The 25,165-nt window shown below is 61.6% G+C and carries 29 protein-coding genes; 16 read left to right on the forward strand and 13 right to left on the reverse strand.

Annotated features, from left to right (window positions below; translation table 11 throughout):
- Nucleotides 1-225: 225 nt before the first annotated feature.
- On the reverse strand, nucleotides 226-1,632 hold the full coding sequence (locus ACEN8E_RS18525) for an FAD/NAD(P)-binding protein (protein WP_495589357.1): 1,407 nt from the start codon (nucleotides 1,630-1,632) through the stop codon (nucleotides 226-228).
- A 14-nt stretch (nucleotides 1,633-1,646) separates the two neighbouring features.
- Nucleotides 1,647-2,210, reverse strand: a complete 564-nt coding sequence (locus ACEN8E_RS18530; protein ID WP_495589358.1) for a helix-turn-helix domain-containing protein — start codon at nucleotides 2,208-2,210, stop codon at nucleotides 1,647-1,649.
- A gap of 84 nt (nucleotides 2,211-2,294) precedes the next feature.
- On the opposite strand from ACEN8E_RS18530, the gene ACEN8E_RS18535 reads away from it, so the two are divergent.
- From ACEN8E_RS18535 to ACEN8E_RS18565, 7 genes are all read left to right on the forward strand, one after another.
- The gene (locus ACEN8E_RS18535) at nucleotides 2,295-3,230 is read left to right on the forward strand and encodes a DMT family transporter (RefSeq protein ID WP_495589359.1); all 936 of its coding nucleotides are present in this window, start codon (nucleotides 2,295-2,297) and stop codon (nucleotides 3,228-3,230) included.
- Between the two features lie 1,065 nt (nucleotides 3,231-4,295).
- Nucleotides 4,296-7,214 (forward strand): monovalent cation/H+ antiporter subunit A, encoded by a 2,919-nt coding sequence (locus tag ACEN8E_RS18540; protein WP_495589360.1) that lies wholly within the window; start codon nucleotides 4,296-4,298, stop codon nucleotides 7,212-7,214.
- Nucleotides 7,214-7,558 (forward strand): Na+/H+ antiporter subunit C, encoded by a 345-nt coding sequence (locus tag ACEN8E_RS18545; protein WP_008020558.1) that lies wholly within the window; start codon nucleotides 7,214-7,216, stop codon nucleotides 7,556-7,558. Before ACEN8E_RS18540 ends, ACEN8E_RS18545 begins: the two co-directional genes overlap by 1 nt.
- Complete coding sequence (locus tag ACEN8E_RS18550; protein ID WP_495589361.1) at nucleotides 7,555-9,240, forward strand: monovalent cation/H+ antiporter subunit D; 1,686 nt, start codon at nucleotides 7,555-7,557, stop codon at nucleotides 9,238-9,240. The genes ACEN8E_RS18545 and ACEN8E_RS18550 overlap by 4 nt, the downstream gene beginning before the upstream one ends.
- On the forward strand, nucleotides 9,237-9,725 hold the full coding sequence (locus ACEN8E_RS18555; protein WP_495589362.1) for a Na+/H+ antiporter subunit E: 489 nt from the start codon (nucleotides 9,237-9,239) through the stop codon (nucleotides 9,723-9,725). Before ACEN8E_RS18550 ends, ACEN8E_RS18555 begins: the two co-directional genes overlap by 4 nt.
- Nucleotides 9,722-10,000 (forward strand): K+/H+ antiporter subunit F, encoded by a 279-nt coding sequence (locus ACEN8E_RS18560; RefSeq protein ID WP_007986253.1) that lies wholly within the window; start codon nucleotides 9,722-9,724, stop codon nucleotides 9,998-10,000. The genes ACEN8E_RS18555 and ACEN8E_RS18560 overlap by 4 nt, the downstream gene beginning before the upstream one ends.
- Nucleotides 9,997-10,359, forward strand: coding sequence for a Na+/H+ antiporter subunit G (locus ACEN8E_RS18565; RefSeq protein ID WP_495589363.1), 363 nt, complete (start codon nucleotides 9,997-9,999; stop codon nucleotides 10,357-10,359). Before ACEN8E_RS18560 ends, ACEN8E_RS18565 begins: the two co-directional genes overlap by 4 nt.
- A gap of 172 nt (nucleotides 10,360-10,531) precedes the next feature.
- Here the strand turns inward: ACEN8E_RS18565 and ACEN8E_RS18570 are convergent, their stop codons facing one another.
- The 4 genes from ACEN8E_RS18570 to ACEN8E_RS18585 form a co-directional block, all read right to left on the reverse strand.
- Complete coding sequence (locus ACEN8E_RS18570) at nucleotides 10,532-10,969, reverse strand: DUF3995 domain-containing protein (protein WP_495589364.1); 438 nt, start codon at nucleotides 10,967-10,969, stop codon at nucleotides 10,532-10,534.
- 101 nt (nucleotides 10,970-11,070) lie between these two features.
- Nucleotides 11,071-12,084: an ABC transporter substrate-binding protein gene (locus ACEN8E_RS18575; RefSeq protein ID WP_495589365.1), complete on the reverse strand. Its 1,014-nt coding sequence runs from the start codon at nucleotides 12,082-12,084 to the stop codon at nucleotides 11,071-11,073.
- Nucleotides 12,085-12,202: 118 nt separating this feature from the next.
- A complete protein-coding gene (locus ACEN8E_RS18580) occupies nucleotides 12,203-12,406 on the reverse strand; it encodes a hypothetical protein (protein ID WP_495589366.1) in 204 nt (67 codons plus the stop codon).
- Nucleotides 12,406-12,876, reverse strand: a complete 471-nt coding sequence (locus ACEN8E_RS18585; protein ID WP_495589367.1) for a hypothetical protein — start codon at nucleotides 12,874-12,876, stop codon at nucleotides 12,406-12,408. The genes ACEN8E_RS18580 and ACEN8E_RS18585 overlap by 1 nt, the downstream gene beginning before the upstream one ends.
- 209 nt (nucleotides 12,877-13,085) lie before the next feature.
- On the opposite strand from ACEN8E_RS18585, the gene ACEN8E_RS18590 reads away from it, so the two are divergent.
- From ACEN8E_RS18590 to ACEN8E_RS18605, 4 genes are all read left to right on the forward strand, one after another.
- Nucleotides 13,086-13,277: a hypothetical protein gene (locus ACEN8E_RS18590; RefSeq protein ID WP_495589368.1), complete on the forward strand. Its 192-nt coding sequence runs from the start codon at nucleotides 13,086-13,088 to the stop codon at nucleotides 13,275-13,277.
- A gap of 12 nt (nucleotides 13,278-13,289) precedes the next feature.
- Complete coding sequence (locus ACEN8E_RS18595; RefSeq protein ID WP_495589369.1) at nucleotides 13,290-13,538, forward strand: hypothetical protein; 249 nt, start codon at nucleotides 13,290-13,292, stop codon at nucleotides 13,536-13,538.
- 160 nt (nucleotides 13,539-13,698) lie between these two features.
- Entirely contained in the window at nucleotides 13,699-13,929 is a 231-nt protein-coding gene (locus ACEN8E_RS18600) for a hypothetical protein (RefSeq protein ID WP_008020538.1), read from the forward strand.
- A 132-nt stretch (nucleotides 13,930-14,061) separates the two neighbouring features.
- Nucleotides 14,062-14,298 carry a DUF2789 domain-containing protein gene (locus ACEN8E_RS18605; RefSeq protein WP_495589370.1) on the forward strand — a complete coding sequence of 79 codons (237 nt, stop codon included), beginning with the start codon at nucleotides 14,062-14,064 and terminating at the stop codon, nucleotides 14,296-14,298.
- 5 nt (nucleotides 14,299-14,303) lie between these two features.
- On the opposite strand, the gene ACEN8E_RS18610 is transcribed toward ACEN8E_RS18605, so the two are convergent.
- From ACEN8E_RS18610 to ACEN8E_RS18620, 3 genes are all read right to left on the reverse strand, one after another.
- Nucleotides 14,304-14,507 (reverse strand): hypothetical protein, encoded by a 204-nt coding sequence (locus ACEN8E_RS18610; protein WP_495589371.1) that lies wholly within the window; start codon nucleotides 14,505-14,507, stop codon nucleotides 14,304-14,306.
- Nucleotides 14,508-14,634: 127 nt separating this feature from the next.
- Nucleotides 14,635-16,242: a methyl-accepting chemotaxis protein gene (locus ACEN8E_RS18615; protein ID WP_495589372.1), complete on the reverse strand. Its 1,608-nt coding sequence runs from the start codon at nucleotides 16,240-16,242 to the stop codon at nucleotides 14,635-14,637.
- Nucleotides 16,243-16,477: 235 nt separating this feature from the next.
- Nucleotides 16,478-16,882, reverse strand: coding sequence for a TraR/DksA family transcriptional regulator (locus ACEN8E_RS18620; protein WP_007935965.1), 405 nt, complete (start codon nucleotides 16,880-16,882; stop codon nucleotides 16,478-16,480).
- A 370-nt stretch (nucleotides 16,883-17,252) separates the two neighbouring features.
- On the opposite strand from ACEN8E_RS18620, the gene ACEN8E_RS18625 reads away from it, so the two are divergent.
- From ACEN8E_RS18625 to ACEN8E_RS18635, 3 genes are all read left to right on the forward strand, one after another.
- Nucleotides 17,253-17,858 (forward strand): glutathione S-transferase, encoded by a 606-nt coding sequence (locus ACEN8E_RS18625; protein ID WP_495589373.1) that lies wholly within the window; start codon nucleotides 17,253-17,255, stop codon nucleotides 17,856-17,858.
- 208 nt (nucleotides 17,859-18,066) lie between these two features.
- Nucleotides 18,067-18,750: a response regulator transcription factor gene (locus ACEN8E_RS18630; RefSeq protein ID WP_413704493.1), complete on the forward strand. Its 684-nt coding sequence runs from the start codon at nucleotides 18,067-18,069 to the stop codon at nucleotides 18,748-18,750.
- Nucleotides 18,728-20,131, forward strand: a complete 1,404-nt coding sequence (locus ACEN8E_RS18635) for a sensor histidine kinase (RefSeq protein ID WP_495589374.1) — start codon at nucleotides 18,728-18,730, stop codon at nucleotides 20,129-20,131. The genes ACEN8E_RS18630 and ACEN8E_RS18635 overlap by 23 nt, the downstream gene beginning before the upstream one ends.
- A gap of 129 nt (nucleotides 20,132-20,260) precedes the next feature.
- Here the strand turns inward: ACEN8E_RS18635 and ACEN8E_RS18640 are convergent, their stop codons facing one another.
- From ACEN8E_RS18640 to ACEN8E_RS18650, 3 genes are read right to left on the reverse strand one after another with little or no spacing between them, the layout of a single operon-like run.
- Entirely contained in the window at nucleotides 20,261-20,671 is a 411-nt protein-coding gene (locus ACEN8E_RS18640; RefSeq protein ID WP_495589375.1) for an SRPBCC family protein, read from the reverse strand.
- A gap of 27 nt (nucleotides 20,672-20,698) precedes the next feature.
- Nucleotides 20,699-21,496 carry an SDR family NAD(P)-dependent oxidoreductase gene (locus ACEN8E_RS18645; protein WP_495589376.1) on the reverse strand — a complete coding sequence of 266 codons (798 nt, stop codon included), beginning with the start codon at nucleotides 21,494-21,496 and terminating at the stop codon, nucleotides 20,699-20,701.
- 2 nt (nucleotides 21,497-21,498) lie between these two features.
- Nucleotides 21,499-22,515 (reverse strand): aldo/keto reductase, encoded by a 1,017-nt coding sequence (locus ACEN8E_RS18650; RefSeq protein WP_495589377.1) that lies wholly within the window; start codon nucleotides 22,513-22,515, stop codon nucleotides 21,499-21,501.
- Between the two features lie 115 nt (nucleotides 22,516-22,630).
- Between ACEN8E_RS18650 and ACEN8E_RS18655 the strand changes: the two genes are divergently transcribed.
- Nucleotides 22,631-23,554 carry a LysR substrate-binding domain-containing protein gene (locus tag ACEN8E_RS18655; RefSeq protein ID WP_495589378.1) on the forward strand — a complete coding sequence of 308 codons (924 nt, stop codon included), beginning with the start codon at nucleotides 22,631-22,633 and terminating at the stop codon, nucleotides 23,552-23,554.
- A 120-nt stretch (nucleotides 23,555-23,674) separates the two neighbouring features.
- Entirely contained in the window at nucleotides 23,675-24,595 is a 921-nt protein-coding gene (locus ACEN8E_RS18660; RefSeq protein WP_495589379.1) for a LysR substrate-binding domain-containing protein, read from the forward strand.
- Here the strand turns inward: ACEN8E_RS18660 and ACEN8E_RS18665 are convergent.
- Entirely contained in the window at nucleotides 24,516-25,112 is a 597-nt protein-coding gene (locus ACEN8E_RS18665) for a DinB family protein (protein WP_495589380.1), read from the reverse strand. The genes ACEN8E_RS18660 and ACEN8E_RS18665 overlap by 80 nt on opposite strands.
- Between the last annotated feature and the right edge of the window lie 53 nt (nucleotides 25,113-25,165).

Genomic DNA, 25,165 nt, shown 5'->3' on the forward strand with positions numbered 1-25,165 from the left:
GAGGTGTTCATCCGGGAAATGGCGCGCAGCGCCGTTCGACGCAGTCGAACCCATTGCATGCAGGTCGCGCGCAGCCGACCGGAGGGAAATGCCCCCGGATGAATGCCGGAGCGCTTTTTTGCTTGCTTTTTTAAGGCGCTTGTAAAAAAAGTGAGTCGCCGTAAGGGCGAAACCGCCAGCCGCCGTTACCGCAGCAACGGATATGCACTCAGCCCCAGCACCTGATCAGCGCACCAACCGCTCGGCCAACGCCTTGGCCTGGCTCGCCACATCGGTCACGGCGGTACTTTCCCACCACATGCCACGCAACGGCGGGCCCATGGCAAACAAACGGCGGGCAGGCTGCCCCTCGGCGTTCAGGACCGCACCATCAACCTCTGCCGCAATGCCCAGGGCCAACGGCCCGGGCCGCACCAGGCCACGGGCGAGCAGTTGCCGGGGCAACGGTCGCGCGACCCGGCGCCAGTCGTATTCGATACCGCTGGAATTGATCAGGGCGGCACCGCTGACCACACAGGTCTGCGCCTCGCCGCGCCGCCGAAGGCGGATACTTACCCCGCCATTCATCGCAGGCTCAAGGCCCTTGTATGAGGCTGCGTGAACACGTAACCGCCCTTCTTTATACAGGCGCTCCACCAAGTCGGCGCTCAAGGGTGGCGAGCGATGATGATGGCTTTCCCACCACGGCCGCACATGCCGCACGAACTGCCGACGCTGCTCATCCGTCGCCTGATGCCACAAGCGGCCAATGTGTGCCCGCACCGTGTCCAGTGGCGCCTGCCAATCGACGCCCTGGGCGATGGCGTCCCGGCAGTGTCGACGCAGTTCGCGCATCAACTGGCGGGGTGTGCGGATACTCGGGTCTTCAGCGAGAAAATCCACCCAGGCCGGTGGCTGGCGACGTACATGGGGCAACAGTCCATGGCGGGAAAACACCTCGATCGGCCCACGGTGCCCGGCCTGTTCCAGGGATACCACGGCGTCGACCATGGTCAGGCCCGAGCCGATGATCATGACCGTCGATTGCGGATCGAGTTGCTGCATGGCCGCCACATCCCACGGATCGAGGGCCGCTGCGTTCAAGCCGCTGGACTGGGTTTGTGGCGTGCGCGCGGCGGGAAACATCCCGGTGGCCAGCACTGCAAAAGCCCCCTGCACGGATCGGCCATCGCTCAAGGTCAACCGCACGGCGTCGGCATCGGATTGCAGATCGACCACCTCGGCCTGCACATGCCCGACCGTCGAACCGTTCAAGGCGCCCAGCGCCTGCGCTTCTGCCAGGCGCTGCCGGGCATACAGGCCGAAAACGCCCCTTGGTGGAAACAACTCACTGACCGGCACGTGCTGCTGATCCGATTCCGGCCAGCCGCCCGCCTCGATGTACTCGGTCAACCATTGGGTCAGGTCGTCGGCGTTGTCCGGGTCGACACTCATCCGCGCCGCGTTGCCGTTGAGCGTATGGCCCGGTTCCACCGCGCTGTAGGCTTCGCCCCGCCCCAACTCGGCCCGGGGCTCGATCACCAGCACCCGGCGCCGGCCCGGCAAGCGCATCAACTGCGCCGCCAGCATCGCGCCACTGAGGCCACCGCCGACAATCAGGATGTCGGCGTCATTGGTCAAGGTCTGGTCCATCGTGCTCTCCCTGTTCAGATCACCACATTACGTACAAACCGCGCCGCCACCGCTCCGTCGTTGCGATAACAGTGCGGCTGGTTGCTGGCGAACATGAAGAATTCACCCGTCGCGATATGCTGTGGCTGGTCGCCAAGCATAACGGTCAGGCAACCTTCAAAGACATAAATCTGCTCGCTCCAGCCATCGGCGTCCGGCTCCGACGGATACACCTCGCCCGGTTGCAGGCACCACTCCCACTGCTCGACTTCGCGGCTGGCCTGGGCCTTGGAGAGCAACACCGCTTTACTGCCGGGGATCGTACCGGTCCAGGCCAGCTCATTGATACGGCTCGGATCACGAGCGTCGGGAGCCTGGATCAGATCACTGAAGGCAACGTCGAGGGCTTCGGCCACCCGGTCGAGAGTGGTCAGGCTGACGTTCTTTTCCCCCGCCTCGATCGCCACCAGCATTCGACGGCTGACACCGGACTTTTCGGCCAGTGCGGTCTGGCTCAGGTCGGCGGCATGACGCAAGCGACGGACGTTTTGACTGACGTGCTGGAGGACCGATGCCCGTTGGCTGGAATCTTTGTGCACTATATTGCTCACTGAGTGGGGTTGGGCAGTATACTGCGCAACATTCGGCGCATTGTGCGTCCCCCTCCAGTAGCGTGCAAGGTCATGACGTCGGTGAACTCCCCAAAGGCTTCCTCCCGTTTTACAAGGCTCAGCAAGGCCGAATGCGTGCTGGTGCTGATCACGATGGTCTGGGGCGGTACCTTCCTGCTGGTACAGCATGCGATGACCGTCAGCGGCCCGATGTTTTTCGTCGGCCTGCGCTTTGCCGCCGCCGCGAGCATCGTCGCCCTCTTTTCCTGGCGCCACCTGCGCGACCTGACCCTGTTCGAACTCAAGGCCGGGTCGTTCATTGGCGTGGCGATCATGCTCGGCTACGGCTTGCAGACGGTCGGGTTGCAGAGCATTCCCAGCAGCCAATCGGCGTTCATTACCGCGCTGTATGTCCCGTTTGTGCCATTACTGCAATGGCTGGTGCTGGGACGGCGTCCGGGGTTGATGCCCAGCATCGGCATCATGCTGGCCTTTACCGGGTTGATGCTGTTATCCGGGCCGTCCGGTGCGTCGTTCAACTTCAGCCCCGGTGAAATCGCCACCTTGATCAGCGCCGTGGCCATTGCGGCCGAGATCATCCTGATCAGCACCTATGCCGGCCAGGTCGATGTGCGCCGGGTGACGGCGGTGCAACTGGCAGTCACTTCGGTGCTGTCGTTCCTGATGGTGGTACCGACCAACGAGGCGATTCCGGACTTCTCCTGGTTGCTGCTGTGCAGCGCGCTGGGCCTTGGGGCCATGAGTGCGGCGATTCAGGTGGCGATGAACTGGGCACAGAAAAGCGTGTCACCGACTCGCGCCACGCTGATCTATGCCGGCGAGCCGGTATGGGCCGGGATTGTCGGGCGCATCGCCGGGGAACGCTTGCCGGCGATTGCCCTGGTCGGTGCCGGGATGATTGTGGCGGCGGTGATTGTCAGTGAGTTGAAGACCAAGGGTAAGGCGGCTGCGGTCGAGGAAGAGTTGGAACAGGAAACACAGGGTTAAGCCGTAGCTTCTGCTTTGTTGAATAGCTATCGCGAGCAAGCGGCGTGGGTTTTTGAGGGTGTACATATCCATTGCTGCGGCAACGGCCACTTATGGTTCCGCCCTTACGGCGGGTTACTTGGAAAAGCCCCAAGTAACCAAGGGCTCTTGCCCCTGACGTTCGGTGCCTCGCCAAGGCTCGGCATCCCCTCGCTCCGGTCCTGCTCCGTGGGCCCGCCGCGATCGGCCATCCCTGGCCGTACGCGGCTAACCCGGCATCCATGCCGGGTTGCCCACTGCGCAGAACCTGCGCTCGGCCTCTCGAGGGGGCAAGAAGATCAAAAGCCAAAGCCAAAGCCAAAGCCAAAGCCAAAGCCAAAGCCAAAGCCAAAGCCAAAGCCAAAGCCAAAGCCAAAGCCAAAGCAAGGCGGCCTACTGGCCGACCTGATCGCAATTGAACGCGTTCCCCTCTGTAGGAGCGAGCCTGCTCGCGAAAAACGCCGGGACACCGCGGGGATTCAGACAGCCCGCGTCATCGTTGACGACCATCGCGAGCAGGCTCGCTCCTACAGAAGAGCAGAGCAAAGGCTGGGCCACGTACACCCACGCTTTTCACCACTCAACAGGCCGAGCGTTAGCTCGCCTGCCGCTCTTGATCTTGATCCACCCGCCCCCTCGGCAGGCTGAGTGGAGGTGTTCATCCGGGGATGGGCGCGTAGCGCCGTTCGACGCAGTCGAACTCATTGCATGTAGGTCGCGCGCAGCCGACCGGAGGGCAATGCCCCCGGATGAATGCCGGAGCGAAGGAACCCCGAGCCCTGGCGAGGGGCCGTACGTAAGGGGCGAGACTTTTTGGTTCCTTTTGTGTCGTTTGACAAAAGGAACTCGCCGTAAGGGCGAAACCGCCAGCCGCCGTTGCCGCAGCAACGGATATGTACACCCTAAACAAATAAACAGCCCCCCAGCCGAAACAATGTGAATCAGGGCTTTTCCGGCTACCGTGTAGGATTCTGCGACAGCTTGGCGTTTGGTGATCCGGGAGCTGGCACGTATGATGCTTCACAAACTTCCGCAGATTAGAAGCCTATGTCCCTGATAGTTCTACTGCTTCTGCCTTTCATGGGCAGCTGTTTGGCGGCCGTGTTGCCGCACAACGCACGTAACGCCGAATCCCTGCTGGCTGGCCTGATCGCCCTGATCGGCACCCTTCAGGTCGCGTTCCTGTACCCGCAGATCGCCCACGGAGGCGTCATACGCGAAGAGTTTACCTGGCTGCCCAGCCTGGGCCTGAACTTCGTCCTGCGCATGGACGGCTTCGCCTGGCTGTTCTCCATGCTGGTGCTGGGCATTGGCACTCTGGTTTCGCTGTACGCCCGCTACTACATGTCGCCGAACGATCCGGTGCCGCGATTCTTCGCATTTTTCCTGGCCTTCATGGGCGCCATGCTCGGGCTGGTGATCTCCGGCAACCTGATCCAGATCGTGTTTTTCTGGGAACTGACCAGCCTCTTTTCGTTCCTGTTGATTGGCTACTGGCACCATCGTGCCGATGCGCGGCGCGGCGCCTACATGGCGCTGATGGTGACCGGTGCGGGCGGTTTGTGCCTGCTGGCGGGGGTCATGCTGCTTGGCCATGTGGTCGGCAGCTATGACCTGGACAAGGTCCTGGCTGCAGGCGACCTGATTCGCGCCCATGCCCTCTACCCTATTCTGTTGCCCCTGATCCTGATCGGCGCCCTGAGCAAAAGTGCGCAATTCCCCTTTCACTTCTGGCTGCCCCACGCCATGGCCGCGCCGACCCCCGTGTCCGCGTACCTGCACTCGGCGACGATGGTCAAGGCCGGAGTATTTCTGCTCGCGCGGCTATGGCCTTCGCTGTCGGGCAGTGAAGAATGGTTCTACATCGTCAGCGGCGCCGGTGCCTGCACCCTGTTACTCGGGGCTTATTGCGCGATGTTCCAGAACGACCTCAAAGGGCTGCTGGCCTACTCGACCATCAGCCACCTCGGCCTGATCACACTCCTGCTCGGCTTGAACAGCCCGCTGGCCGCCGTGGCAGCGGTGTTCCACATCCTCAACCATGCGACATTCAAGGCCTCGCTGTTCATGGCCGCCGGGATCATCGACCACGAAAGCGGCACCCGCGACATCCGCAAGCTCAGCGGCCTGTACAAGCTGATGCCGTTTACCGCCACCCTGGCCATGGTCGCCAGCGCCTCGATGGCCGGGGTACCGCTGCTCAACGGTTTCCTGTCCAAGGAAATGTTCTTCGCCGAAACCGTGTTCATCAATGCCACGCGCTGGGTCGAGTTGAGCTTGCCGATCGTGGCAACGATTGCCGGTACTTTCAGCGTGGCCTACTCCCTGCGTTTCACCGTGGATGTGTTCTACGGTCCGCCCGCGACCGACCTGCCGCACACGCCCCACGAGCCACCGCGCTGGATGCGCGCGCCGGTCGAGCTGCTGGTGTTCACCTGCCTGCTGGTGGGGATCTTCCCGGCCCAGGTGGTCGGCCCGCTGCTTGCTGCCGCGGCGCAACCGGTGGTTGGTGGCACGCTGCCCGAATACAGCCTGGCCATCTGGCACGGCCTGAACGCGCCGATGATCATGAGCCTGATCGCGTTGTCCTGCGGCACCGCGCTCTATCTGCTGCTGCGCAATCAATTCAAGCGTGGACGCTTCAACCGTCCGCCCGTCATCGGTCGCCTGGACGGCAAGCACCTGTTTGAATATGCACTGGTCGCCATCCTGCGCCTGGCACGTCGCCTGGAGCCCTGGATCGGTACCCGGCGCCTGCAGATGCAGTTGTTTCTGGTGGTGCTCGCCGCCGTGCTGGCCGGGTTGATTCCCATGCTGCACAGCAGCCTTCACTGGGGCGACCGGCCGAAAATCCCCGGCTCGATCGTCTTCGTCACCCTGTGGTTGCTGGCCATTGCCTGCGCCCTTGGCGCGGCCTACCAGGCCAAGTATCACCGGCTCGCGGCCCTGACCATGGTCAGCGTCTGCGGCCTGATGACCTGTATCACCTTCGTCTGGTTTTCGGCACCGGACCTGGCCCTGACCCAACTGGCGGTCGAAGTGGTGACCACGGTGCTGATCCTGTTGGGCCTGCGCTGGCTGCCACGACGGATCGAAGAAGTCTCGCCGCTGCCAGGCAGCCTGCGCCGGGCGCGGGTGCGGCGTATCCGCGACTTGCTGCTGTCGACCTCGGTTGGTGTCGGCATGGCGCTGCTGGCCTACGCCATGCTGACGCGCCAGACCCCCAACGACATTTCCTCCTTCTACCTGAGTCGCGCCCTGCCGGAAGGCGGTGGCAGCAACGTGGTCAACGTGATGCTGGTGGACTTCCGTGGTTTCGACACCCTCGGTGAAATCACCGTGCTGGCGGCCGTGGCCCTGACCGTGTACGCCCTGCTGCGCCGCTTCCGCCCGCCGAAGGAAAGCCTGCAACTGCCGGCCCAGCAACGCCTGCTCGCACCGGATGTGGTCACCGATCTGGTCAACCCGCGTCACGCCAGCGACACCGCGCTCGGCTTCATGATGGTGCCGGCGGTGCTGGTGCGCCTGCTGTTGCCGGTGGCGCTGGTGGTGTCGTTCTACCTGTTCATGCGTGGGCACAATCAACCGGGCGGCGGCTTTGTCGCCGGGCTGGTGATGTCGGTGGCGTTCATCCTGCAATACATGGTCGCCGGCACGCAGTGGGTCGAGGCGCAAATGAGCCTGCGGCCGCTGCGCTGGATGGGCACCGGGCTGCTGTTCGCCACGGCCACCGGCCTGGGGGCCATGGTGGTCGGCTATCCGTTCCTGACCACCCACACCTGGCATTTCTCGTTGCCGCTGCTGGGGGACATTCACCTGGCCAGCGCGCTGTTCTTCGACATCGGTGTGTACGGCGTGGTGGTCGGCTCGACCCTGCTGATCCTCACCGCCCTCGCCCACCAATCGGTGCGGGGTCACAAAACCGCTGCCCAGCCCAAATCCGCTACCGCCAAGGAAGCCGTCTGATGGAAGAAGTCATCGCAATCGCCATCGGCGTACTGGCCGCGTCCGGCGTCTGGCTGATCCTGCGCCCACGGACGTTCCAGGTGGTCATGGGCCTGTGCCTGCTGTCCTACGGGGTCAACCTGTTCATTTTCAGCATGGGCAGCCTGTTCATCGGCAAGGAGCCGATCATCAAGGACGGCATACCTCAGGATCTGTTGCATTACACCGACCCGTTGCCGCAGGCACTGGTGCTGACGGCGATCGTCATCAGCTTCGCCATGACCGCATTGTTTCTGGTGGTGCTGCTGGCTTCCCGGGGCCTGACCGGCACCGACCATGTGGATGGCCGGGAGCCCAGGGAATGATGGCGATGACCCACCTGATCGTCGCGCCCATACTGCTGCCGCTGCTGACCGCCGCGATCATGCTGATGCTTGGCGAGAAGCACCGGCCGCTCAAGGCAAAGATCAACCTGTTCTCCAGCCTGCTCGGGCTGGGCATTGCCGTAGCGCTGTTGCAATGGACGCAAACCACCGGCGTGCCCGGCTCCATCGGCGTGTACCTGCCAAGCAACTGGCAAGTGCCGTTCGGCCTGGTGCTGGTGGTCGATCGCCTGTCGGCGCTGATGCTGGTGTTGACCGGCATCATCGGCGTCAGTGCCCTGCTGTTCGCCATGGCCCGCTGGGACAGCGCCGGTTCGAGCTTTCACGCGCTGTTCCAGATCCAGTTGATGGGCCTGTACGGCGCGTTCCTCACCGCTGACCTGTTCAACCTGTTCGTGTTCTTCGAGGTGCTGCTGGCCGCGTCCTACGGCTTGATGCTCCACGGCTCGGGCCGGGCGCGGGTGTCGTCGGGGCTGCATTACATTTCGATCAACCTGTTGGCCTCGTCGCTGTTCCTGATTGGCGCGGCGCTGATCTATGGCGTCACCGGCACGCTGAACATGGCCGACCTGGCGGTAAAAATCCCGCTGGTGTCCGAGGCCGATCGCGGATTGCTTCACGCTGGCGCGGGGATTCTGGCCATCGCGTTCCTGGCCAAGGCCGGCATGTGGCCACTGAACTTCTGGCTAGTGCCGGCCTATTCCTCGGCCAGCGCGCCGGTGGCGGCGATGTTCGCAATCATGACCAAGGTCGGCGTCTACACCTTGCTGCGCCTGTGGACACTGCTGTTCTCCGCCCAGGCCGGGGCATCGGCGTTTTTTGGTGGTGAGTGGCTGATCTACGGCGGCATGGCGACCATCGTCTGCGCCGCCATCGCGACCCTCGCCGCGCAACGCCTGGAGCGCATGGCCAGCCTGAGCATTCTGGTGTCGGCAGGCATTCTGTTGTCGACCATCGGTTTCGCCCAGCCAAACCTGATCGGCGCGGCGCTGTTTTATCTGTTCAGCTCGACCCTGGCGTTGAGCGCACTGTTCCTGCTGGCCGAACTGATCGAGCGCTCGCGCTCGGCCAACGAAGTCCTGCTCGAGGATGAAACCGAACTGCTGCCCCGCCCACTGGAATCCCTGCATCCGCCCAAGGGCACCAACCTCGACGACGAACAGAAGGCTGTGGTCGGCCAGGTGATTCCCTGGACCATGGCGTTTCTCGGCCTGAGCTTCATCGCCTGCGCCTTGCTGATCATCGGCATGCCGCCGCTCTCCGGGTTTATCGGCAAGCTCGGGTTGATCGGTGCCCTGCTCAATCCGCTGGGTCTGGGCAACAGCGGTGACGCACCGATTTCCAGCGCCGCCTGGGGCCTGTTGGTGTTGTTGATCTTGTCCGGGCTGGCGTCGCTGATCGCGTTCTCGCGTTTGGGCGTCCAGCGCTTCTGGACGCCGGCGGAACGACCATCGCCCCTGCTGCGACGCTTCGAATGCGTGCCGATCTTCGCGCTGCTGGGCTTGAGCATTGCGCTGACCTTCAAGGCAGATCCGCTGCTGCGCTACACCCAGGCCGCCGCCGACGCCTTGTACAACCCGCAGCAATACGTGATGGCCGTGCTCGACACGCGCGTCGTACCGAACCCGACAGCCAAAACGGCCCCGCAGGAGGTGCAACCATGAAGCGTCTGTTTCCTGCACCGTTGCTGTCGCTGGCCTTGTGGCTGCTGTGGCTGTTGCTGAACCTTTCGGCAAGCCCCGGCAATCTGCTGTTGGGTGCGGCGCTGGGGTTTTGCGCGCCGCTGATGATGCGCAGACTGCGTCCGCTGCCGGTACGCATCCGTCGTCCCGGGGTAATCCTGCGCCTGGTGCTGCTGGTCGGGCGTGATGTGCTGGTGTCCAACCTCGCCGTGGCCTGGAGCGTGCTCAATGCCGGTCGCCGCCCGCCCCGCTCGCAATTCATCAAGGTGCCGCTGGACCTGCGCGATGCCAACGGCCTGGCCGCGCTGTCGATGATCACCACGGTGGTACCCGGCACGGTCTGGTCGGAGCTGGCGCTGGACCGCAGCATTTTGCTGTTGCACGTCTTCGACCTGGACGACGAGGCGCTGTTCATCCAGCACTTCAAGGCGACCTACGAACGTCCGTTGATGGAGATCTTCGAATGAGCCCGTTGCTGTCGAACGCGATCCTGTTGAGCCTGTTCTTCTTTTCCCTGGCGATGATCCTGACCCTGATCCGCCTGTTCAAGGGGCCGTCGGCCCAGGACCGGGTTCTGGCACTGGACTACCTGTACATCGTCGCGATGTTGATGATGCTGGCGCTGGGTATTCGTTATGCCAGTGACACGTACTTCGAGGCGGCGCTGCTGATAGCACTGTTCGGTTTCGTCGGCTCGTTCGCCCTGGCGAAATTCCTGCTACGTGGTGAGGTGATCGAATGAATGCGCCATTGTCGATGTGGGTGGAAATCCCGGTGGCGACCCTGCTGGTGCTCGGCAGCCTGTTTGCGTTGATTGGCGCCACAGGCCTGCTGCGCATGAAGGATTACTTCCAGCGCATGCACCCACCCGCCCTGGCCTCGACGCTCGGAGCCTGGTGCGTGGCGCTGGCTTCGATCATCTACTTTTCAGCGCTCAAGTCCGCGCCGGTATTGCACGCCTGGCTGATTCCGATCCTGCTGGCGATTACCGTACCGGTGACCACCTTGCTGCTGGCCCGGGCGGCACTGTTTCGCAAACGCATGGCCGGGGATGATGTGCCGGCCGAGGTGAGCAGTCGGCGGACCGAGAGCGGCAGTTAGAGCAAAGACCTTTAGTGCCTGGACCGGCCTCATCGCGGGCAAGCCCGCTCCCACAGGTTCTCGGGTGTATACAAAAGTTGTGATCGACCGGGATCACTGTGGGAGCGGGCTTGCCCCGGGCGGCGATCCGACGAAAGCGATAGGTCAGCCAATACAGTACGACCGGCCTGACTCAACCCCAGGCCACCGCCAACAACCCGGCCCCCAGCACCACACACAACGGCGAGTAGATCCAGGTGTCCAGCCGGGCAAATTCCGAACCCTTGACCTCCTTGAAAAAACCCACCAGCTCCGAGTCGCCAATGGCCCGGGCAAACAGCAGAATCGCTATCGCGCTGATCACCCACTGCAACGAGCAGTGATGCAACGGTGGCAGCCACCACCCCACCCGCCAACACACCAGCACGGCAATCAACAGCAATATCGCAGCCACCACCAACGTGATCCAGCCTCGAGGCTTGAACGCCGGCCGCAGTTGTGCGCTGCCCTCCTGCGGTACTTGCGGGACCGCCGCCACCGCCGCCCACTCACCACCCAACGCCCAATACACATGCACCAGACTGATCACTGCGAAGATCGTCACCAGCCATTGAGCCAACAACAAGGTCATGATTCAGAGATCCTTGAAAGGGATATGAACAGAACAGGCTAGCCGGCTTTTCCTGTATTGCGCGGGCAAGCGCAAGACCAAAAGTTCATACCGGCGGCCACTCACATTCCAGCGGCGACTTTATCCGCCACGTCCTTGGGCAGCCAGGCCCGCCAGACGTCCGGATGAGCCTTCATGAACGCCTGCGCAGCCTGACGCGGCGGAGTATGTTTCTCGCTCATCTCGGCCAGCGCCTTGTTCAAGGGGGCGATCGGAAAGTCGACCTTGGCGAAGAACTCGGTAATCTGCGGATACTGCTTCTGAAAGGGGGTGGACACACCAATCGACAGTTTGGAGGCCAGGGAACGGGTCGGCTGCGGATTGGGGTTGTCGGCGTCGGTCAAGGTCTTCCAGGCTTCGGCGTCGAACGGTGGTTCTTCGAGTTGAATCAGCTTGAACCGGCCAAGCAACGGCGTGGGCGACCAGTAGTAAAACAGCACTGGCTTGCCACGATGAATTGACGAACTGATCTCGGCATCCAGTGCCGCGCCCGAACCGCTGCGGAAGTTCACGTAAGTGTCGTCCAGCCCATACGCCTTGAGCTTCTGCTTGTTGACCACTTCCGAAGTCCAACCGATAGGGCTGTTGAGGAAACGTCCCTTGGTCGGGGCTTCCGGGTCCTTGAACACGTCTTTGTAACGCGGCAGGTCGCTGACGCTGCGCAGCTCTGGCGCCAGCGCCTTGATGCCCTTGGCCGGGTCGCCCTTGATCACATATTCCGGCACCCACCAGCCTTCGGTAGCGCCCTTGACCGTGTCGCCGAGGCTGACGACTTTGCCTTCGGCTTCCGCCTTGACCCAGACCGGGCTGCGACCGGCCCACTCTTCGCCAATGACCTGGATGTCATTGTTGGCCAGCGCGGTTTCCAGGGTGATGGTGGTGCCCGGCAAGGTATCGGTCGGCAGCCCGTAGCCTTTCTCGACAATGATGCGCAGGACATCGGTAATCAGGCTGCCGCTTTCCCAGTTCAGGTCGGCGAAGTGGATTGGCGTCTGGGCGGCCAAAGCCGGGGCCGGTGTCGCCAGCAAACCGCAAGTGGCCAGGACAGCAGCCAGCAACCGTCGAAATCCGTTCATGCTTTTGCACCTCGTGCTGTTCACAGCAATGGCAGGATGGCCTGGCAGCAGGCCGCGAAGCCTCTGAATACTCAGTTCACTGACTGTAGTAGAGGTTCCCGTTTTCGAGGTGCGTGGATCAGTTTTCGGAAGTTTCCTGCAAATGCATCAGCTCTCGTCTGACCATACTGGCGTATTGCGCCGGCTGCAGTTGGTAAAGCTGTGACGCCACCCAGTTCAGCCAGGCTCCTTGCAGAATGGTCTTCTGCCCGAACAGCCGCCGCGCGTCGTCTTGTGCGCTGGCCAGGTTCTGCTCGTGGAAATCGGCGCGGGTCAGGCTCATCACTCGCTGGCCTTGAAGGTCACCAGTTCGCCCTTGCGCCACTTGGCCGCTTTGGCGGTCACGGCTTTCAGGGTCTTGGTCAGGCCTTCCTGCAACTGTTGATGGGCGGCAAACACCATCACCACGCTGTGCCCTTCCTTGAACACAATCCCCTGACCGTCGGTCGTGGTCACGAAGGCGTAATCGCCAATTCCGTAAACCGTCAGCTTGATGTCGCGGAACCTGATGTCCAGCTTGCCGCCTTCGCGACTGGGCAGCACCGAAGCGCTGAAATGATCGCCGACCTTGAGTTTGAGTCCCGGTTTGTCGTCCACCACCAGGGCTGATTCGGTGTCGATTTCGGCAATGTAAATGCCTTCAGCGTTCTGTTCGGTGATGTAAACGAAACGTGACTGAAACTGCTTGACCAGCTTTGCGCGCAAATCACCCAGCACGAACAAGGCATGCATATCGAGATTACTTACTGCCAAGGAAACATCCCCACATCTGAAAAATGGTGTCGTGCGCGAAAAATAAACGCACAGCAAAAAAAGCGGCAATGCCGAAGGTGTAGCCAAAGAACCCGGATTGATGTCCTGAATGAGCAGTGCACTCACTCATCACGAAGCTTGAGAAGACTACTGGAATGTCACTCGCGTCGTCCTGACTGGCGTTCGTCACAGGCTGAAGGAAAACACCCTTGCTGCTGCCAGAAAATTATGGACTATCAACTTCGGGGAAAAATCTCTTCAAGAAAAAATCTTTTCCTACATATCGTCCGCAAAAAATTGCTTTAGATAAACATCATTCACCCACCAGTGAGGGTGATTCTAGAGCAGCGATGCTCTTGGAGACTAGCCAAAACGACGTACATACGTCGGTAAAACAATGAAAAGGACTTCATATGTGCACACTGACCCACTTTGCCTATCCCGTGGTACCTGACTCGGAAACCGCGCCAATCCCGCACCCGGCACGGCTCCGCCGCCATGAACCGCGCCCCGACGCCCCGGCCCGGCCAAGATTTCAGGTGGTGATGGCGGGCATTGCCTTCTTTCATATCAAGGAAATTTCTACAGGTTGCGTAAGAGGTTTCCGAGCCAGTCATAACGAAGCCTGCGCCCTCGCTCGGTTTCTGGAATCACACAGTTGACACGCTCACCGCGCGCCTTTGCATAGACGTTTGGTCTGCCCGCCGACTTATCTCAGCCGTCGGCGGGCAACTACTGCCATACTGCCCGTCCAATAAAACGGATCCGGAAAAATCGGGTTACGTTTACAACAACAATGTATTTCCAGGGGAAGTCTGCAACGTGACGGAATTTGATATCGGCGAGTTTTTTATCCGGGGTGAAGCCAGAGAGATCGACGGTGAATTCCAGGCCGTGATTGTCATGCGCGCCAAACCACCGCTAAAGACCGTGACGTATCACCAGGTCGAAAAGGATCGCTGGTTCAAAACCCCGGATGTCGCCGCCATTGCAGCCCAGGAATCGGCCCGGGAACTGAAGGCGGCAGTCGATGCGGGGGCATTGAAAGCCTGATTGTCGGATTGGCGGTCTATGCTCACTGTTGCGCTTGAACTTCGTGATCGAACTCCACCCGTGCGGCGCCCTCGAAGCCAGGGTACCCCACGTCGCCCCTCGACCCGACTGACGACCAGCAAGGAGATGAAGATGGAATCACCGACACACGACTTGAAAGGCCTGTTCGACCAGCTAGGTCTGGATTCCACCCAGAAAGCGATCGACGACTTCATTGCCGGCCATACCCTGCCTTGCGACAGGAAACTCATTGACGCCGAGTTCTGGTCACCGCAACAGGCCGGCTTCCTCAAGGAACAATTACGCGAAGACGCAGACTGGGCGCGGGTGGTCGACGACCTGAACCTGCGCATGCACCAGACGCACTGACAATCTCAATGCAGGCTGTCAGGTCTTTCGGCGTTCAATTGCGTCAACCAGGCAGCCCTGCACTCTTCCGCTTCGTCGCGACTGGAGAACGCCGTGCCCCGGCGCTCGCCATTGAGCAACACCACCCAGCACACTTTGCGCCCCATGGAACGCAGATTGGCAGGCACACCGCTGCCGATCATGACCGCGACATCAACTTTGCCTTGCATGCAGCCTCCGAACTTCATTAGCAACCTAATTAATAGGTATGTTAATTAGTCTTTCGACGAGGAAACAGCAAAACCTTGCACAGGTTAATTGCATAACCTGTAACAATCGCCCGGCAATCCACGATTTTTAGCTCGGCTTTTCCGGTTTGTAGCCCAGGCGCAAACCGCCCCAATGCCGGCCCTTGAGCATGATCGGCACCGAAAGATCGTGCATCAACTCTCCGGTGTCACGGGTATAGGTTTGCAGCAGCACGGCCTTCTGATGGCTGCCACAGCGGATCCCGGTGCGGTCAGCGAACTTGCGCTTGGTCCGGTTCTGCAAGGCATCGATCTGCGCGTCGCCCGTCAGCGGCTGGCTGAACGCATGGTTGTGGGTCGGCACATAACCCTGCTGGGTACAGGCGATGGCGAACACCAATCCTTCGTGACGCGGCAACAACGGTTCCTGGATGGTTGGCAAAACCTGATCGGTGTAGCGGTCGAAACGCGTCTGATACCTGGTCGGGCTGCTATTGGGGATGACCTGGTAATTGCGGTCGAACAAATCGTCGAGGCTGATTCGACCGGTGTCGATATCCGCCTCGAAACGTGCTGCAATCTGGCTCGCGCCTTCCCGGGCCAGGTCATAGATCCGCTGGTGATAGTCATCCAGCCCCACCTCGGCAAGACGCTCGCTGATGGTTTCCGCCTGCCCTTCCATTTGCACCGCCGCATGGGCCAGACGCTGAGTCTGCTGGTCGCTGACCGCCAGGTCGCTGCGCATCTGTTCGATGGCGTGAAACAGGCTGTCGAGCTGTTCACGGTTGATGTCTGCCCCTTGGGCGATTTCTCCGACCTGGGACTCGACACTCGCCGCCAGACGGGCAATGTTCTCCAGGTGCTGCCCAGTCCGTTCGACCTGCCCGACGCCGGTGTCGAGGTCGCTGGACAGTTCGCGGATCTGCTCCACCACCTGCGCCGTGCGTTGCTGGATATCGGCCACCATCTCGCCGACTTCACCCGTGGCGGCCGCCGTGCGCGCAGCGAGCCCACGAACCTCGTCGGCCACCACGGCAAACCCGCGACCGTGTTCCCCCGCCCGCGCCGCTTCAATGGCGGCGTTCAACGCCAACAGATTGGTCTGGCTGGCGATGGACTGAATCACCAGGGTCACGCGCTGGATATCATCGCTGCGCAGGCTCAAGGCTTCGATCAGTTCACGGCTATTGCTGGCGCGCTGGCTGAGCTGGTGCATGCGTGCAATGGACTCGATCAGTTCCGTACGCCCGGCCAAACCACTTTGATGAGCCTCACTGGCGGCACTCAGCGCCTGGCGACTGAGCGTCGAGGTGGCCTGTTCGGTGGTGATCATGACCTCGGCGTTGCTGACGATCCGGGCCGCCGCCGAGAGCTGCGATTGCAGTTTTTCCGCCAGTTGCCGAACCGAAAACGCCACACCCGCCGCCGATAGCGCGTTATGACTGGTGGTGTGGGAAAGATCGCGAGTCAACTCACCGATGGCATCGCAGTTGTCGGGGGTGGCGGCTTGCGGGGTCGCGCGCGAACGCAGGCGAGGCAGCCAGATAATCAATACGGCCAGGGGCAGGCCAAGGTAGAGCGACCATTCGCCCAGCGTCATGCCACATGACAACAGCATCAGGGCGATGCTTTGCAGCGTCGGTGTCAGCCAGCGGTTTTTCGGCACCAGCACTGGTGCAGGCACTGCCGCAACCAGAGACCCGTCTCTCGTCATCATCGTCACCCCGGAAAGCTTCTAATTGTTGTCTTCGCATTAAGCGCCACCATAAGGCCATTATCCATGAGCCTTTAGTCGCGAATGTTGCAGCAGATCAATAGAAGAACCGGGAAATCGAAGGCAGCAGAAAACAAAGATCGCAGCCTGCGGCAGCGCCCTACATCAATGGCGTAGGAGCTGCCGCAGGCTGCGATCTTTTCAAGGCAGCCCGGATAAACGGGGCTGCCTGGCAGAATCAGGCCTGACGCTGGTGCTTGTCGATTTGCTCGTGACGTTCCTGAGCTTCGATGCAGTACTTGGTGGTCGGGCTGATCAGCAGGCGCTTGAGGCCAATCGGCTCGCCGCTGTCGTCGCACCAGCCGAAGCTGTCTTCCTTGATGCGTTCCAGCGCTTGTTCCAACTGAGGCAGCATGCGCTGGTCGCGATCGATCGCGTTCACCAGCCAGGTGCGCTCTTCTTCGACCGAAGCCGCGTCTGCCGGATCGGCCGGGGTGTCCAGGCTTTCGATGGCGATGCGGTTCTGTTCGATGCGCTCATGGGTTTCGACTTTCATGTTCTGCAACAGCTCGGAGAAAAAAGCATGTTGCTCGGCATTCATGTAGTCATCCGCCGGCATGGCCAGCAACTTGTCCTTTGTCATTGATATCTCTATAAAAAAACGTGCATTAAGGCGAATAAGGGAGCGTTCCGGCAGACCTTGGCAGGCCATCGGAAAGGCGCCGTTTGTTCCAAGCGCCACCCGGCACTCAATTTACGAGGGGCGGCAGTCTAAGGCCGACTTGAGGCCTCAGCAACTGAAAAGACAGCGAATTTGTCCGACAAAGCCCTGAAAATGCTCTACGGCAGGCTTTGAGGTGGTAATCGGAGTGCGTTTATAGCAAGAAATTCAATCGAGCGGCTGTATATGGAAGACAAACGGCGTGAACCGGGCGTTATACACGGTCATTTGCAGGGTTGCGAACCTCAGCTAAGGTTGTCCCTCCCGAAATGGCCATATAAAGGAAAGGACCATGAAGCTGATCGGTATGCTGGACTCGCCCTATGTAAGGCGCGCCGCCATTTCTGCCAAATGCCTGGGAATCACGCTGGAACATCAGTCGGTCTCGGTGTTCCGACACTTCGAACAATTCCGCCAGATCAACCCGGTGGTCAAGGCGCCCACACTGGTGCTGGATGACGGTGAGGTGTTGATGGATTCGACGCTGATCATCGACTACCTGGAAACCCTGGCCGATAACAGCCTGATGCCCGCCGCGCCGGGTCAGCGCCTGCGCGCGCTGCGCCTGATTGGCCTGGCGTTGGCCGCCAGCGAAAAGTCCGTGCAGCTTTACTATGAGCGCAACCTGCGGCCGGCTGAGATTCAATTCGAACCCTGGGTGCAGCGGGTCGAAGGACAGCTGACGGCTGCTTATTCGGCGCTGGAGCGGGAGCTGGAAAAACAGCCGCTGAAGACAGATGGTTCGATTGCGCAGGACGGCATTACCCTCGCCGTGGCCTGGAGCTTTACCAACCTGGTGCTGGCGGATCAGGTGAGTGCGGCGCAGTTTCCGCGGATCGCTGCATTCACGGCGTATGCCGAGGGACTTGAGGTGTTTGTGGATACGCCGATTCAATAGGTGGATTCGCTTCGCCTGATCCTCCCTTTTCGCGAGCAGGCTCGCTCCCACAAGGGGATTTGCGTTCTCTTGTGGCGGCGAATTTGCTCAGAGGGGTTCATGCATTGGCCGAAACCCGGAATGCCCATGAACTTTTATTTAGAAAGCCTGCGATCATTTCTTGGCAAAATGCCGCACAACGTTGTGAACATTCAATCAGGCCAGCCCCATGACCCGCATCTTGACCATCGAAGACGACGCCGTGACCGCCCGGGAAATTGTCGCCGAACTGAGTAGCCACGGCCTCGACGTCGACTGGGTCGACAATGGCCGCGAAGGGCTGGAGCGGGCGGTCAGCGGCAACTATGACCTGATCACCCTCGACCGCATGTTGCCCGGGCTCGATGGCCTGGCGATTGTCACCACGCTGCGGACCATGGGCGTGGCCACGCCGATCCTGATGATCAGCGCGCTGTCCGACGTCGATGAGCGCGTACGCGGCTTGCGCGCCGGCGGCGATGACTACCTGACCAAACCCTTCGCCACCGATGAAATGGCCGCACGGGTCGAGGTCCTGCTGCGCCGGCAGAATAACGTGACCGCCCAGGCCACCACGCTGCGGGTGGCCGACCTGGAGCTGAACCTGATCAGCCACGAAGCCAGCCGCGACGGTCAGTTGCTGACGCTATTGCCCACCGAATACAAACTGCTGGAATTCCTGATGCGCAATACCGGGCAAATCCTCTCGCGGATGATGATTTTCGAAGAAGTCTGGGGTTATCACTTCGACCCCGGCACCAACCTGATCGACGTCCACATCGGCCGTCTGCGCAAGAAGATCGACCCGCCTGGCAATGTCCCACTGATTCGGACCGTGCGAGGCTCGGGTTATGTCATTGCCGAACCCGTCTAAAGGCTGGCGTTCCTCCAGCAGCCGCCTGCTGGCGCTCTACAGTTCGCTGTTCGTGATCTGGAGCGGGATTCTCATGGGGGTCATGTACTACGAGGTTTCCGCTTACCTGGACAACCTGGCCAAACATTCGCTGATGCAACGCCAGCACCTGTTCTCGCGCTTCTCGGGCGAGCAACTGGTGGACGTGCTCGCCGTCAGCATGACCTTCGACATCCGCGGCATCGACGCCTACGGCCTGTTCGATGCGCGGCACCGTTACCTCAGTGGCGCCCTGCGCTATATTCCGGACGGCTTGCCGCTCGATGGCAGGATCCACACGCTGCGCGACTGCGACGCCTCCGACGACACTGGTGACCAGACGCTGCCCGCCGACAGTTGCGACGCTGTGGCGACCCCCACCCTCGACGGCCGCTGGCTGGTGCTGGTGCGCGACAACGGTTCGTTGTTCGCCGTGACCCGGATCATCCTTCACGCCCTGTTCTGGGGGGTCACCCTGACCATCGTCCCCGGCATCATCGGCTGGTATCTGCTGCGGCGCCGACCGTTGCGACGCATTCGCGGGATCCAGGCCAGCGCCGAGGCCATCGTTGCTGGCGACCTGAGCCGGCGTTTGCCACTGTCCAATCGGCGTGACGAACTGGACATGCTCGCGGCCATCGTCAACGCCATGCTCGAACGCATCGAGCGCCTAATGAACGAGGTCAAGGGCGTGTGCGACAACATCGCCCATGACCTGCGCACGCCCCTGACCCGTCTGCGCGCCCAGCTTTACCGCATGCAGCAGCAAGCCGGCGAAGGTTCACCGCAGGCCATGCAACTGGACCTGGTGCTGGCCGAGGCCGATACGTTGATGGCGCGCTTCCGTGGCCTGCTGCGCATTTCCGAACTGGAAGACCGCCAGCGCCGCTCCGGTTTCGTGCAACTGGACCCGGTGGCGTTGCTGCAGGAACTGCATGAGTTCTATCTGCCCCTGGCGGAAGACGACGGCCTGGTGTTCCAACTGCACCTGCCTGCGTCATTGCCGCCCCTCAATGGCGACCGGGCACTGCTGTTCGAAGCCGTGGCGAACCTGTTGAGCAACTCGATCAAATTCACCCCGCCCGGTGGCGCGGTGATCTTGCGTGGGGTCAATGACGGCGGGCACACGCGGATCGAAGTGCTCGACTCCGGCCCGGGCATTCCCGAGGCGGAACGTGAAGCGGTGTTCCAGCGGTTTTATCGCGCCGAGGCGGGCAATCAGAAAAGCGGCTTCGGGCTGGGGCTGTCCATCGTCGCAGCGATTGTCAGCCTGCACGGGTTTACGCTGGAGGTGGGCAGCAGCGAACTGGGCGGCGCGCGGCTGGTACTTGATTGTCGGGAGAGTTTGATTCCTCAAGCCTGAAATTGATCCCCTGTAGGAGCGAGCCTGCTCGCGATGGACGTCAACGATAACGCGTGCAGTCTGATTCGACGCGTCGACCTTGCGCCCATCGCGAGCAGGCTCGCTCCTACAAGAGATTGGTGGTGTTTATCAAGCCGGGTAATTGGCCCGCAATGCCTCAAGCCCACCCTGATAGATGCCGGTAAACAACGCCACCACTTCCTCGTTGCTCACACCCACCGGTTCGAAGCGACCGGACCAGGTCACCCGCGCCCCCTCGCCTTGCGCTTGAACCTTGATCGTCGCCAGATAATCAGTCGCCGGAAAGGGTGCCTGCAAAATCGAGTAGCTGTAGGTCTGGCCCGCGTTGTCGAAGGCTTGCAGGCGTTCGATGACCACCGCACCGTCCGCCGTTTGCAGGCTGCGCACGCGCCCGCCGTCGCTGAGTTCGCTCTTGGGAATGAACGGCAGCCAGTCCGGCAGCGAATTGAAACCGCCGATCAATTGCCAGACCTGATCGGCCGAGGCCGGGATGTCGATATAGGCTGATGCAGTTGCCATGTAATGCTCTCTATTAATCAATAAGGTTCAGATGGCCATGCTGTCGACGACACCGCCGTCGACCCGCAGGGCCGCACCGGTGGTGGCCGAGGACAGCGGCGAAGCGATGTAGGCCACCAGGTTCGCCACTTCCTCGACATCCGCCACGCGCTGGATGATCGACGTTGGCCGGGCGCTGCGCACGAAGGCGTCGGCTTCTTCGCGAACGCTGCGCCCTGATTTAGCGGTGGCGTCCTTGAGCATCTGCTCCACGCCGTCGGTCAATGTCGGCCCCGGCAGGATCGCATTGACCGTCACCCCGGTGCCCGCCAGCCGCTTGGCCAGCCCATGGGACACCGCCAGGTTGGCGCTTTTGGTCACGCCGTAGTTGAGCATGTCGGCCGGTATCGCGATCCCGGATTCCGAAGACAGGAAAATCACCCGCCCCCAACCCTGCTTGACCATGTCCGGCACGTAATGCCGGGACAGGCGCACGCCGGAGATCACGTTGATTTCATAGAACCGCGTCCACTCGCTGTCGGGGGTGTCAAAGAAATCAACCGCGTTGTAGATCCCCAGGTTGTTCACCAGGATGTCGGCCCGTGGCTCGGCGGCGAACAGTTTTTGCGCACCTTCGAGCGTTCCGAGATCGGCAGTCAGCCCACGCAATTGAGCGCCCGGCACCTGCTGGCGAATGCTCGCCAGCGCCTGCTCGACCTTGGCCGTCTCGCGGCCGATCACGACCACCGTGGCGCCGGATTCGGCCAGCGCCTTGCTGATGCCCAGGCCAATGCCGGCGGTGCTGCCGCTGACAATGGCGAGTTTTCCAGTCAGATCGATTTTCATACTCATGCTCCAATGATCGGCAAAGGTGCGCGCTCGGACACCAGTTTCGCTTCGCGCATCGCTTGCCAGAAGGCTGCAGGGATCACCGCTGACAGCGCGGCGACATCTTCGACAATCCGCTCAGGGCGGCTGGAACCGGGAATCACCGCCGCAACGGCGGGGTTAGCCAACGAGAACTGCAATGCAGCCGCCTTGACATCGACACCATGGGCCGCCGCGATACGTTTGATCTGCTCGACCTTGCTGATGATCGCCGGGCTGGCCTTCTGGTACTCGAAGTGTGCGCCACCGGCCAGGATGCCCGAACTGTAAGGACCGCCGACCACGATCTCGACGTTCTGCGCCAGCGCCGCGTCCATCAGACGCTGCAAGGCACGATCGTGGTCGAGAAGAGTGTAGCGACCCGCCAGCAGAAAGCCGTCCGGCTGCGCCTCGCTCAGATCAAGGGTCAGCTCGCAGGGTTCAACCTTGTTCACGCCAAGCCCCCAGCCCTTGATCACGCCTTCCTCACGCAGGCGGGTCAGCACTTTGAAGGCACCGGTACGGGCCTGATTGAAGTACTCCAGCCATTGATCGCCGTAGAAATCCTGGGCGATGTCGTGGACCCAGACGATGTCCAGGCGATCGGTCTGCAGACGCTTGAGGCTGTCCTCGATCGAACGCAGGGTGGCGTCGGCGCTGTAGTCGTTGACGATCCTGTTCGGGCGGCCGTGTTCGAACACCCCGCTCTTCTCGCCCAGGTCACGGGCAGCGGCATCTTCGACTTCATCGAGAATCACCCGGCCGACCTTGCTGCTGAGCACATAGTCGTCACGGTGGTAGCGCGACAGTGCCTCGCCGAGGCGGATCTCCGACAGGCCCGAACCGTAGAACGGCGCAGAATCGAAGTACCGCACGCCGGCATCCCAGGCCGCGTGGACGGTGGCTTGCGCTTCTTCCTCGGGAATGGCGCGGAACATGTTGCCCAAAGGGGCGGTGCCGAATCCCAGCGCACCGGGCAGTTTGTCTTTCAAGCTCATGATTCAAATCCTCGTCAGCTCAGTGGTCATGGGTGACCGTTGAGCAGATCCTAGATTGCGAGGGTCTGACCGTCCAAGACATAATGTGCAGCACTTGAGTCCCTACAGGTCTGACATGATCGACATCCGCCAATTGCGCTACTTCGTCGCCGTCGCCGAAGAAGAACACGTCGGGCGCGCCGCCGAACGCCTGCATATCTCCCAGTCGCCCCTGAGCCGGCAGATCGCCCAGCTCGAAGAACGCCTGGGCCTGACCCTGTTCGAGCGCAGCCAGCAACGCATCCGCCTGACCCGCGACGGCCAGACCTTCCTCGCCGAAACCCGCGCCCTGCTGACCCACGCCAACCGCCTGGAATCCCTCGGCAAGCGTCTGGGGCGCGGCGAAGAAGGCGGCTTGTGCATCGGCTACATCGAAAACGCCATGCACGCCGGCGTGCTGCCCAATGCCTTGCGCGTGCTGCGGGTCGACCGGCCGAACGTGCATGTGGCGTTGTACAACCTTCGCTCCCACGAACAGCTTGAAGGCCTGCGCCAGCGCAGCCTCGACATCGCACTGGTCAGCGAACCGCCGGCCAAAGACGATCCGGACCTGCTGGGCTTTCAGGTACTGGACGACCCGATGCTGCTGGCCCTGCCCGAACACCATCCGCTGGCACAGCAGGCCGTGCTGACTCCGGAAGATCTCGCCGGCCAGGAATGGATCGGCGTGCAGCACCACCAGAATTCCACCAGCCGCGAAGACTTCATCAGCGCCTGCATCCGCGCAGGCTTCACCCCGGACATCCGCATGGAAGCGACCGGTCCCTTCACGGCAATGGCCCTGGTGGCCTCGGGACTGGGCATCGCGATGATTCAGAAAGGCTTGAGCCGCAACGCACCGCCGGGCGTAGTCCTGCGGGAAGTGCCGTGGATTTCCCTCACCCGACCGCTGTGGGCGGCGTGGCACCGGATCAACCTGCGGCCGTTGGTGGAAACCTTCCGCAAAATGTTGACCGAACCTGACACCTGCTCGCGAAGGGGCCAGCACAGACAGCATTAGCATTGACTGACCCACCGCTTTCGCGAGCAGGCTCGCTCCCACAGGTCATCAGCGGACTCTAGATTGCGCGGGGTTTGGTGCTTTACTGAGAAGACTCCAAAGCCCACCGAGAACCCCGGCATGAACCGCAACGACCTGCGCCGCGTGGACATGAACCTGCTGGTGATTTTCGAAACCCTGATGTTCGAGAAGAACCTGACCCGGGCCGGGGAAAAGCTGTTCCTCGGCCAGCCCGCTGTCAGCGCATCGCTGGCAAAGTTGCGCGATCTGTTCGACGACCCGTTGCTGGTGCGCAATGGACGAACCCTGGAGCCGACCCCGCGGGCATTGCAGATTCTCAGGGAATTGCAGCCGGCGATGGACACCATTTCCGGCGCGGTCAGCCGGGCCAAGGATTTCGAGCCATCCACCAGTCGCGACGTGTTTCGCATCGGCCTGTCCGACGACGCCGAATTCGGCCTGTTTCCGCCTCTGCTCAAGCAGATTCGCGAAGAGGCGCAGAACGTCGTGGTGGTGGTGCGCCGGGTGAATTTCCTGCTGATGTCGTCGATGCTGGCCAGCGGCGAGATTTCCGTCGGCATCAGCTACACCACGGAGTTGCCGGCCAACGCCAAGCGCAGGAAGTTGCGCGACTTGAGCGTGAAGATCCTGCGCGGCGATGACCGGCCCGGCCCGTTGACCCTGGACGAGTTCTGCGAACGCCCGCACGCGCTGGTGTCGTTTTCCGGGGATCTTAGCGGCGCCATCGACAACGACCTGGCACGGATCGGCCGTTCGCGCCGGGTGGTGCTGGCGGTGCCACAGTTCGCGGGGTTGCGGGCCTTGCTCGCGGGTACTGACTTGCTCGCCACCGTGCCGGACTACGCGGCCAGTGCGCTGATCGAAGGCAGCAGCCAGCTACGGGCGGACGACGCACCGTTCGATATCAACCTGTCGGAACTGTCGATGGTCTGGAACGGGGTCAACGATAACGATCCGGCAGAACGCTGGTTGCGCTCGAAAATTGCACAGCACATGGCGGTGCCACTATCGGGGCATTGATCGACTGCAGGAGCACCGGCTCGGACTCGCGCAGGTACACCGGCATGTCGGTAACCGGTGGCATGGCCGGGATCTCGAAATACATCTGCACCACCCAGCCACGATGATAGCTGGCGTGGTTGACCACATGCATCAGCATCGCGCCGGCGCTCATGATGCCGCTTTCGCCCGAGACAAAGGTGAACTCCACGGGCTTGTCCAGAGAGGCATCGGATTGCCGGGCGCTCCAGTCGCAATACCAGCGATCGATGTCTTTTTGCGCCATGCGCAGTTCGGACAGATCCGCATGCAACAGATCATGTGAAGTCTTGAAGTCATGCCCCCGGCCTTCAAGGTGCGCCCGCCAGATGCAATCCACCACATAGACATGATTGAGGGTGCCGATCATGTTTTTGAACACCGACACCCGTTCTTTTTTGACTTCGCCCGGAGGGAGCGCCGCAAGGCTGTCAAACAGGCGCTGATTGGCCCAGCGTTTGTAATCGGCCAGCAGGCAGGCAGTGCGTACGGTGATCATCAGAATTCTCCGATGGCGGTAAGCGCACTCCCTAGCATAGACCCGATGCCTGC

This window comes from Pseudomonas sp. Pseusp9, assembly GCF_059491265.1.

What these genes read in the sequence shown, in the direction of transcription:
- ACEN8E_RS18525 (WP_495589357.1), bottom strand. Translation starts at nt 1,632, where the DNA reads ATGGACCAGACCTTGACCAATGACGCCGACATCCTGATTGTCGGCGGT.
- ACEN8E_RS18535 (WP_495589359.1), top strand. Translation starts at nt 2,295, where the DNA reads ATGACGTCGGTGAACTCCCCAAAGGCTTCCTCCCGTTTTACAAGGCTC.
- ACEN8E_RS18540 (WP_495589360.1), top strand. Translation starts at nt 4,296, where the DNA reads ATGTCCCTGATAGTTCTACTGCTTCTGCCTTTCATGGGCAGCTGTTTG.
- ACEN8E_RS18545 (WP_008020558.1), top strand. Translation starts at nt 7,214, where the DNA reads ATGGAAGAAGTCATCGCAATCGCCATCGGCGTACTGGCCGCGTCCGGC.
- ACEN8E_RS18550 (WP_495589361.1), top strand. Translation starts at nt 7,555, where the DNA reads ATGATGGCGATGACCCACCTGATCGTCGCGCCCATACTGCTGCCGCTG.
- ACEN8E_RS18555 (WP_495589362.1), top strand. Translation starts at nt 9,237, where the DNA reads ATGAAGCGTCTGTTTCCTGCACCGTTGCTGTCGCTGGCCTTGTGGCTG.
- ACEN8E_RS18560 (WP_007986253.1), top strand. Translation starts at nt 9,722, where the DNA reads ATGAGCCCGTTGCTGTCGAACGCGATCCTGTTGAGCCTGTTCTTCTTT.
- ACEN8E_RS18565 (WP_495589363.1), top strand. Translation starts at nt 9,997, where the DNA reads ATGAATGCGCCATTGTCGATGTGGGTGGAAATCCCGGTGGCGACCCTG.
- ACEN8E_RS18570 (WP_495589364.1), bottom strand. Translation starts at nt 10,969, where the DNA reads ATGACCTTGTTGTTGGCTCAATGGCTGGTGACGATCTTCGCAGTGATC.
- ACEN8E_RS18575 (WP_495589365.1), bottom strand. Translation starts at nt 12,084, where the DNA reads ATGAACGGATTTCGACGGTTGCTGGCTGCTGTCCTGGCCACTTGCGGT.
- ACEN8E_RS18580 (WP_495589366.1), bottom strand. Translation starts at nt 12,406, where the DNA reads ATGAGCCTGACCCGCGCCGATTTCCACGAGCAGAACCTGGCCAGCGCA.
- ACEN8E_RS18595 (WP_495589369.1), top strand. Translation starts at nt 13,290, where the DNA reads ATGTGCACACTGACCCACTTTGCCTATCCCGTGGTACCTGACTCGGAA.
- ACEN8E_RS18605 (WP_495589370.1), top strand. Translation starts at nt 14,062, where the DNA reads ATGGAATCACCGACACACGACTTGAAAGGCCTGTTCGACCAGCTAGGT.
- ACEN8E_RS18610 (WP_495589371.1), bottom strand. Translation starts at nt 14,507, where the DNA reads ATGCAAGGCAAAGTTGATGTCGCGGTCATGATCGGCAGCGGTGTGCCT.
- ACEN8E_RS18615 (WP_495589372.1), bottom strand. Translation starts at nt 16,242, where the DNA reads ATGATGACGAGAGACGGGTCTCTGGTTGCGGCAGTGCCTGCACCAGTG.
- ACEN8E_RS18620 (WP_007935965.1), bottom strand. Translation starts at nt 16,882, where the DNA reads ATGACAAAGGACAAGTTGCTGGCCATGCCGGCGGATGACTACATGAAT.
- ACEN8E_RS18625 (WP_495589373.1), top strand. Translation starts at nt 17,253, where the DNA reads ATGAAGCTGATCGGTATGCTGGACTCGCCCTATGTAAGGCGCGCCGCC.
- ACEN8E_RS18630 (WP_413704493.1), top strand. Translation starts at nt 18,067, where the DNA reads ATGACCCGCATCTTGACCATCGAAGACGACGCCGTGACCGCCCGGGAA.
- ACEN8E_RS18635 (WP_495589374.1), top strand. Translation starts at nt 18,728, where the DNA reads ATGTCATTGCCGAACCCGTCTAAAGGCTGGCGTTCCTCCAGCAGCCGC.
- ACEN8E_RS18640 (WP_495589375.1), bottom strand. Translation starts at nt 20,671, where the DNA reads ATGGCAACTGCATCAGCCTATATCGACATCCCGGCCTCGGCCGATCAG.
- ACEN8E_RS18645 (WP_495589376.1), bottom strand. Translation starts at nt 21,496, where the DNA reads ATGAAAATCGATCTGACTGGAAAACTCGCCATTGTCAGCGGCAGCACC.
- ACEN8E_RS18650 (WP_495589377.1), bottom strand. Translation starts at nt 22,515, where the DNA reads ATGAGCTTGAAAGACAAACTGCCCGGTGCGCTGGGATTCGGCACCGCC.
- ACEN8E_RS18655 (WP_495589378.1), top strand. Translation starts at nt 22,631, where the DNA reads ATGATCGACATCCGCCAATTGCGCTACTTCGTCGCCGTCGCCGAAGAA.
- ACEN8E_RS18660 (WP_495589379.1), top strand. Translation starts at nt 23,675, where the DNA reads ATGAACCGCAACGACCTGCGCCGCGTGGACATGAACCTGCTGGTGATT.
- ACEN8E_RS18665 (WP_495589380.1), bottom strand. Translation starts at nt 25,112, where the DNA reads ATGATCACCGTACGCACTGCCTGCCTGCTGGCCGATTACAAACGCTGG.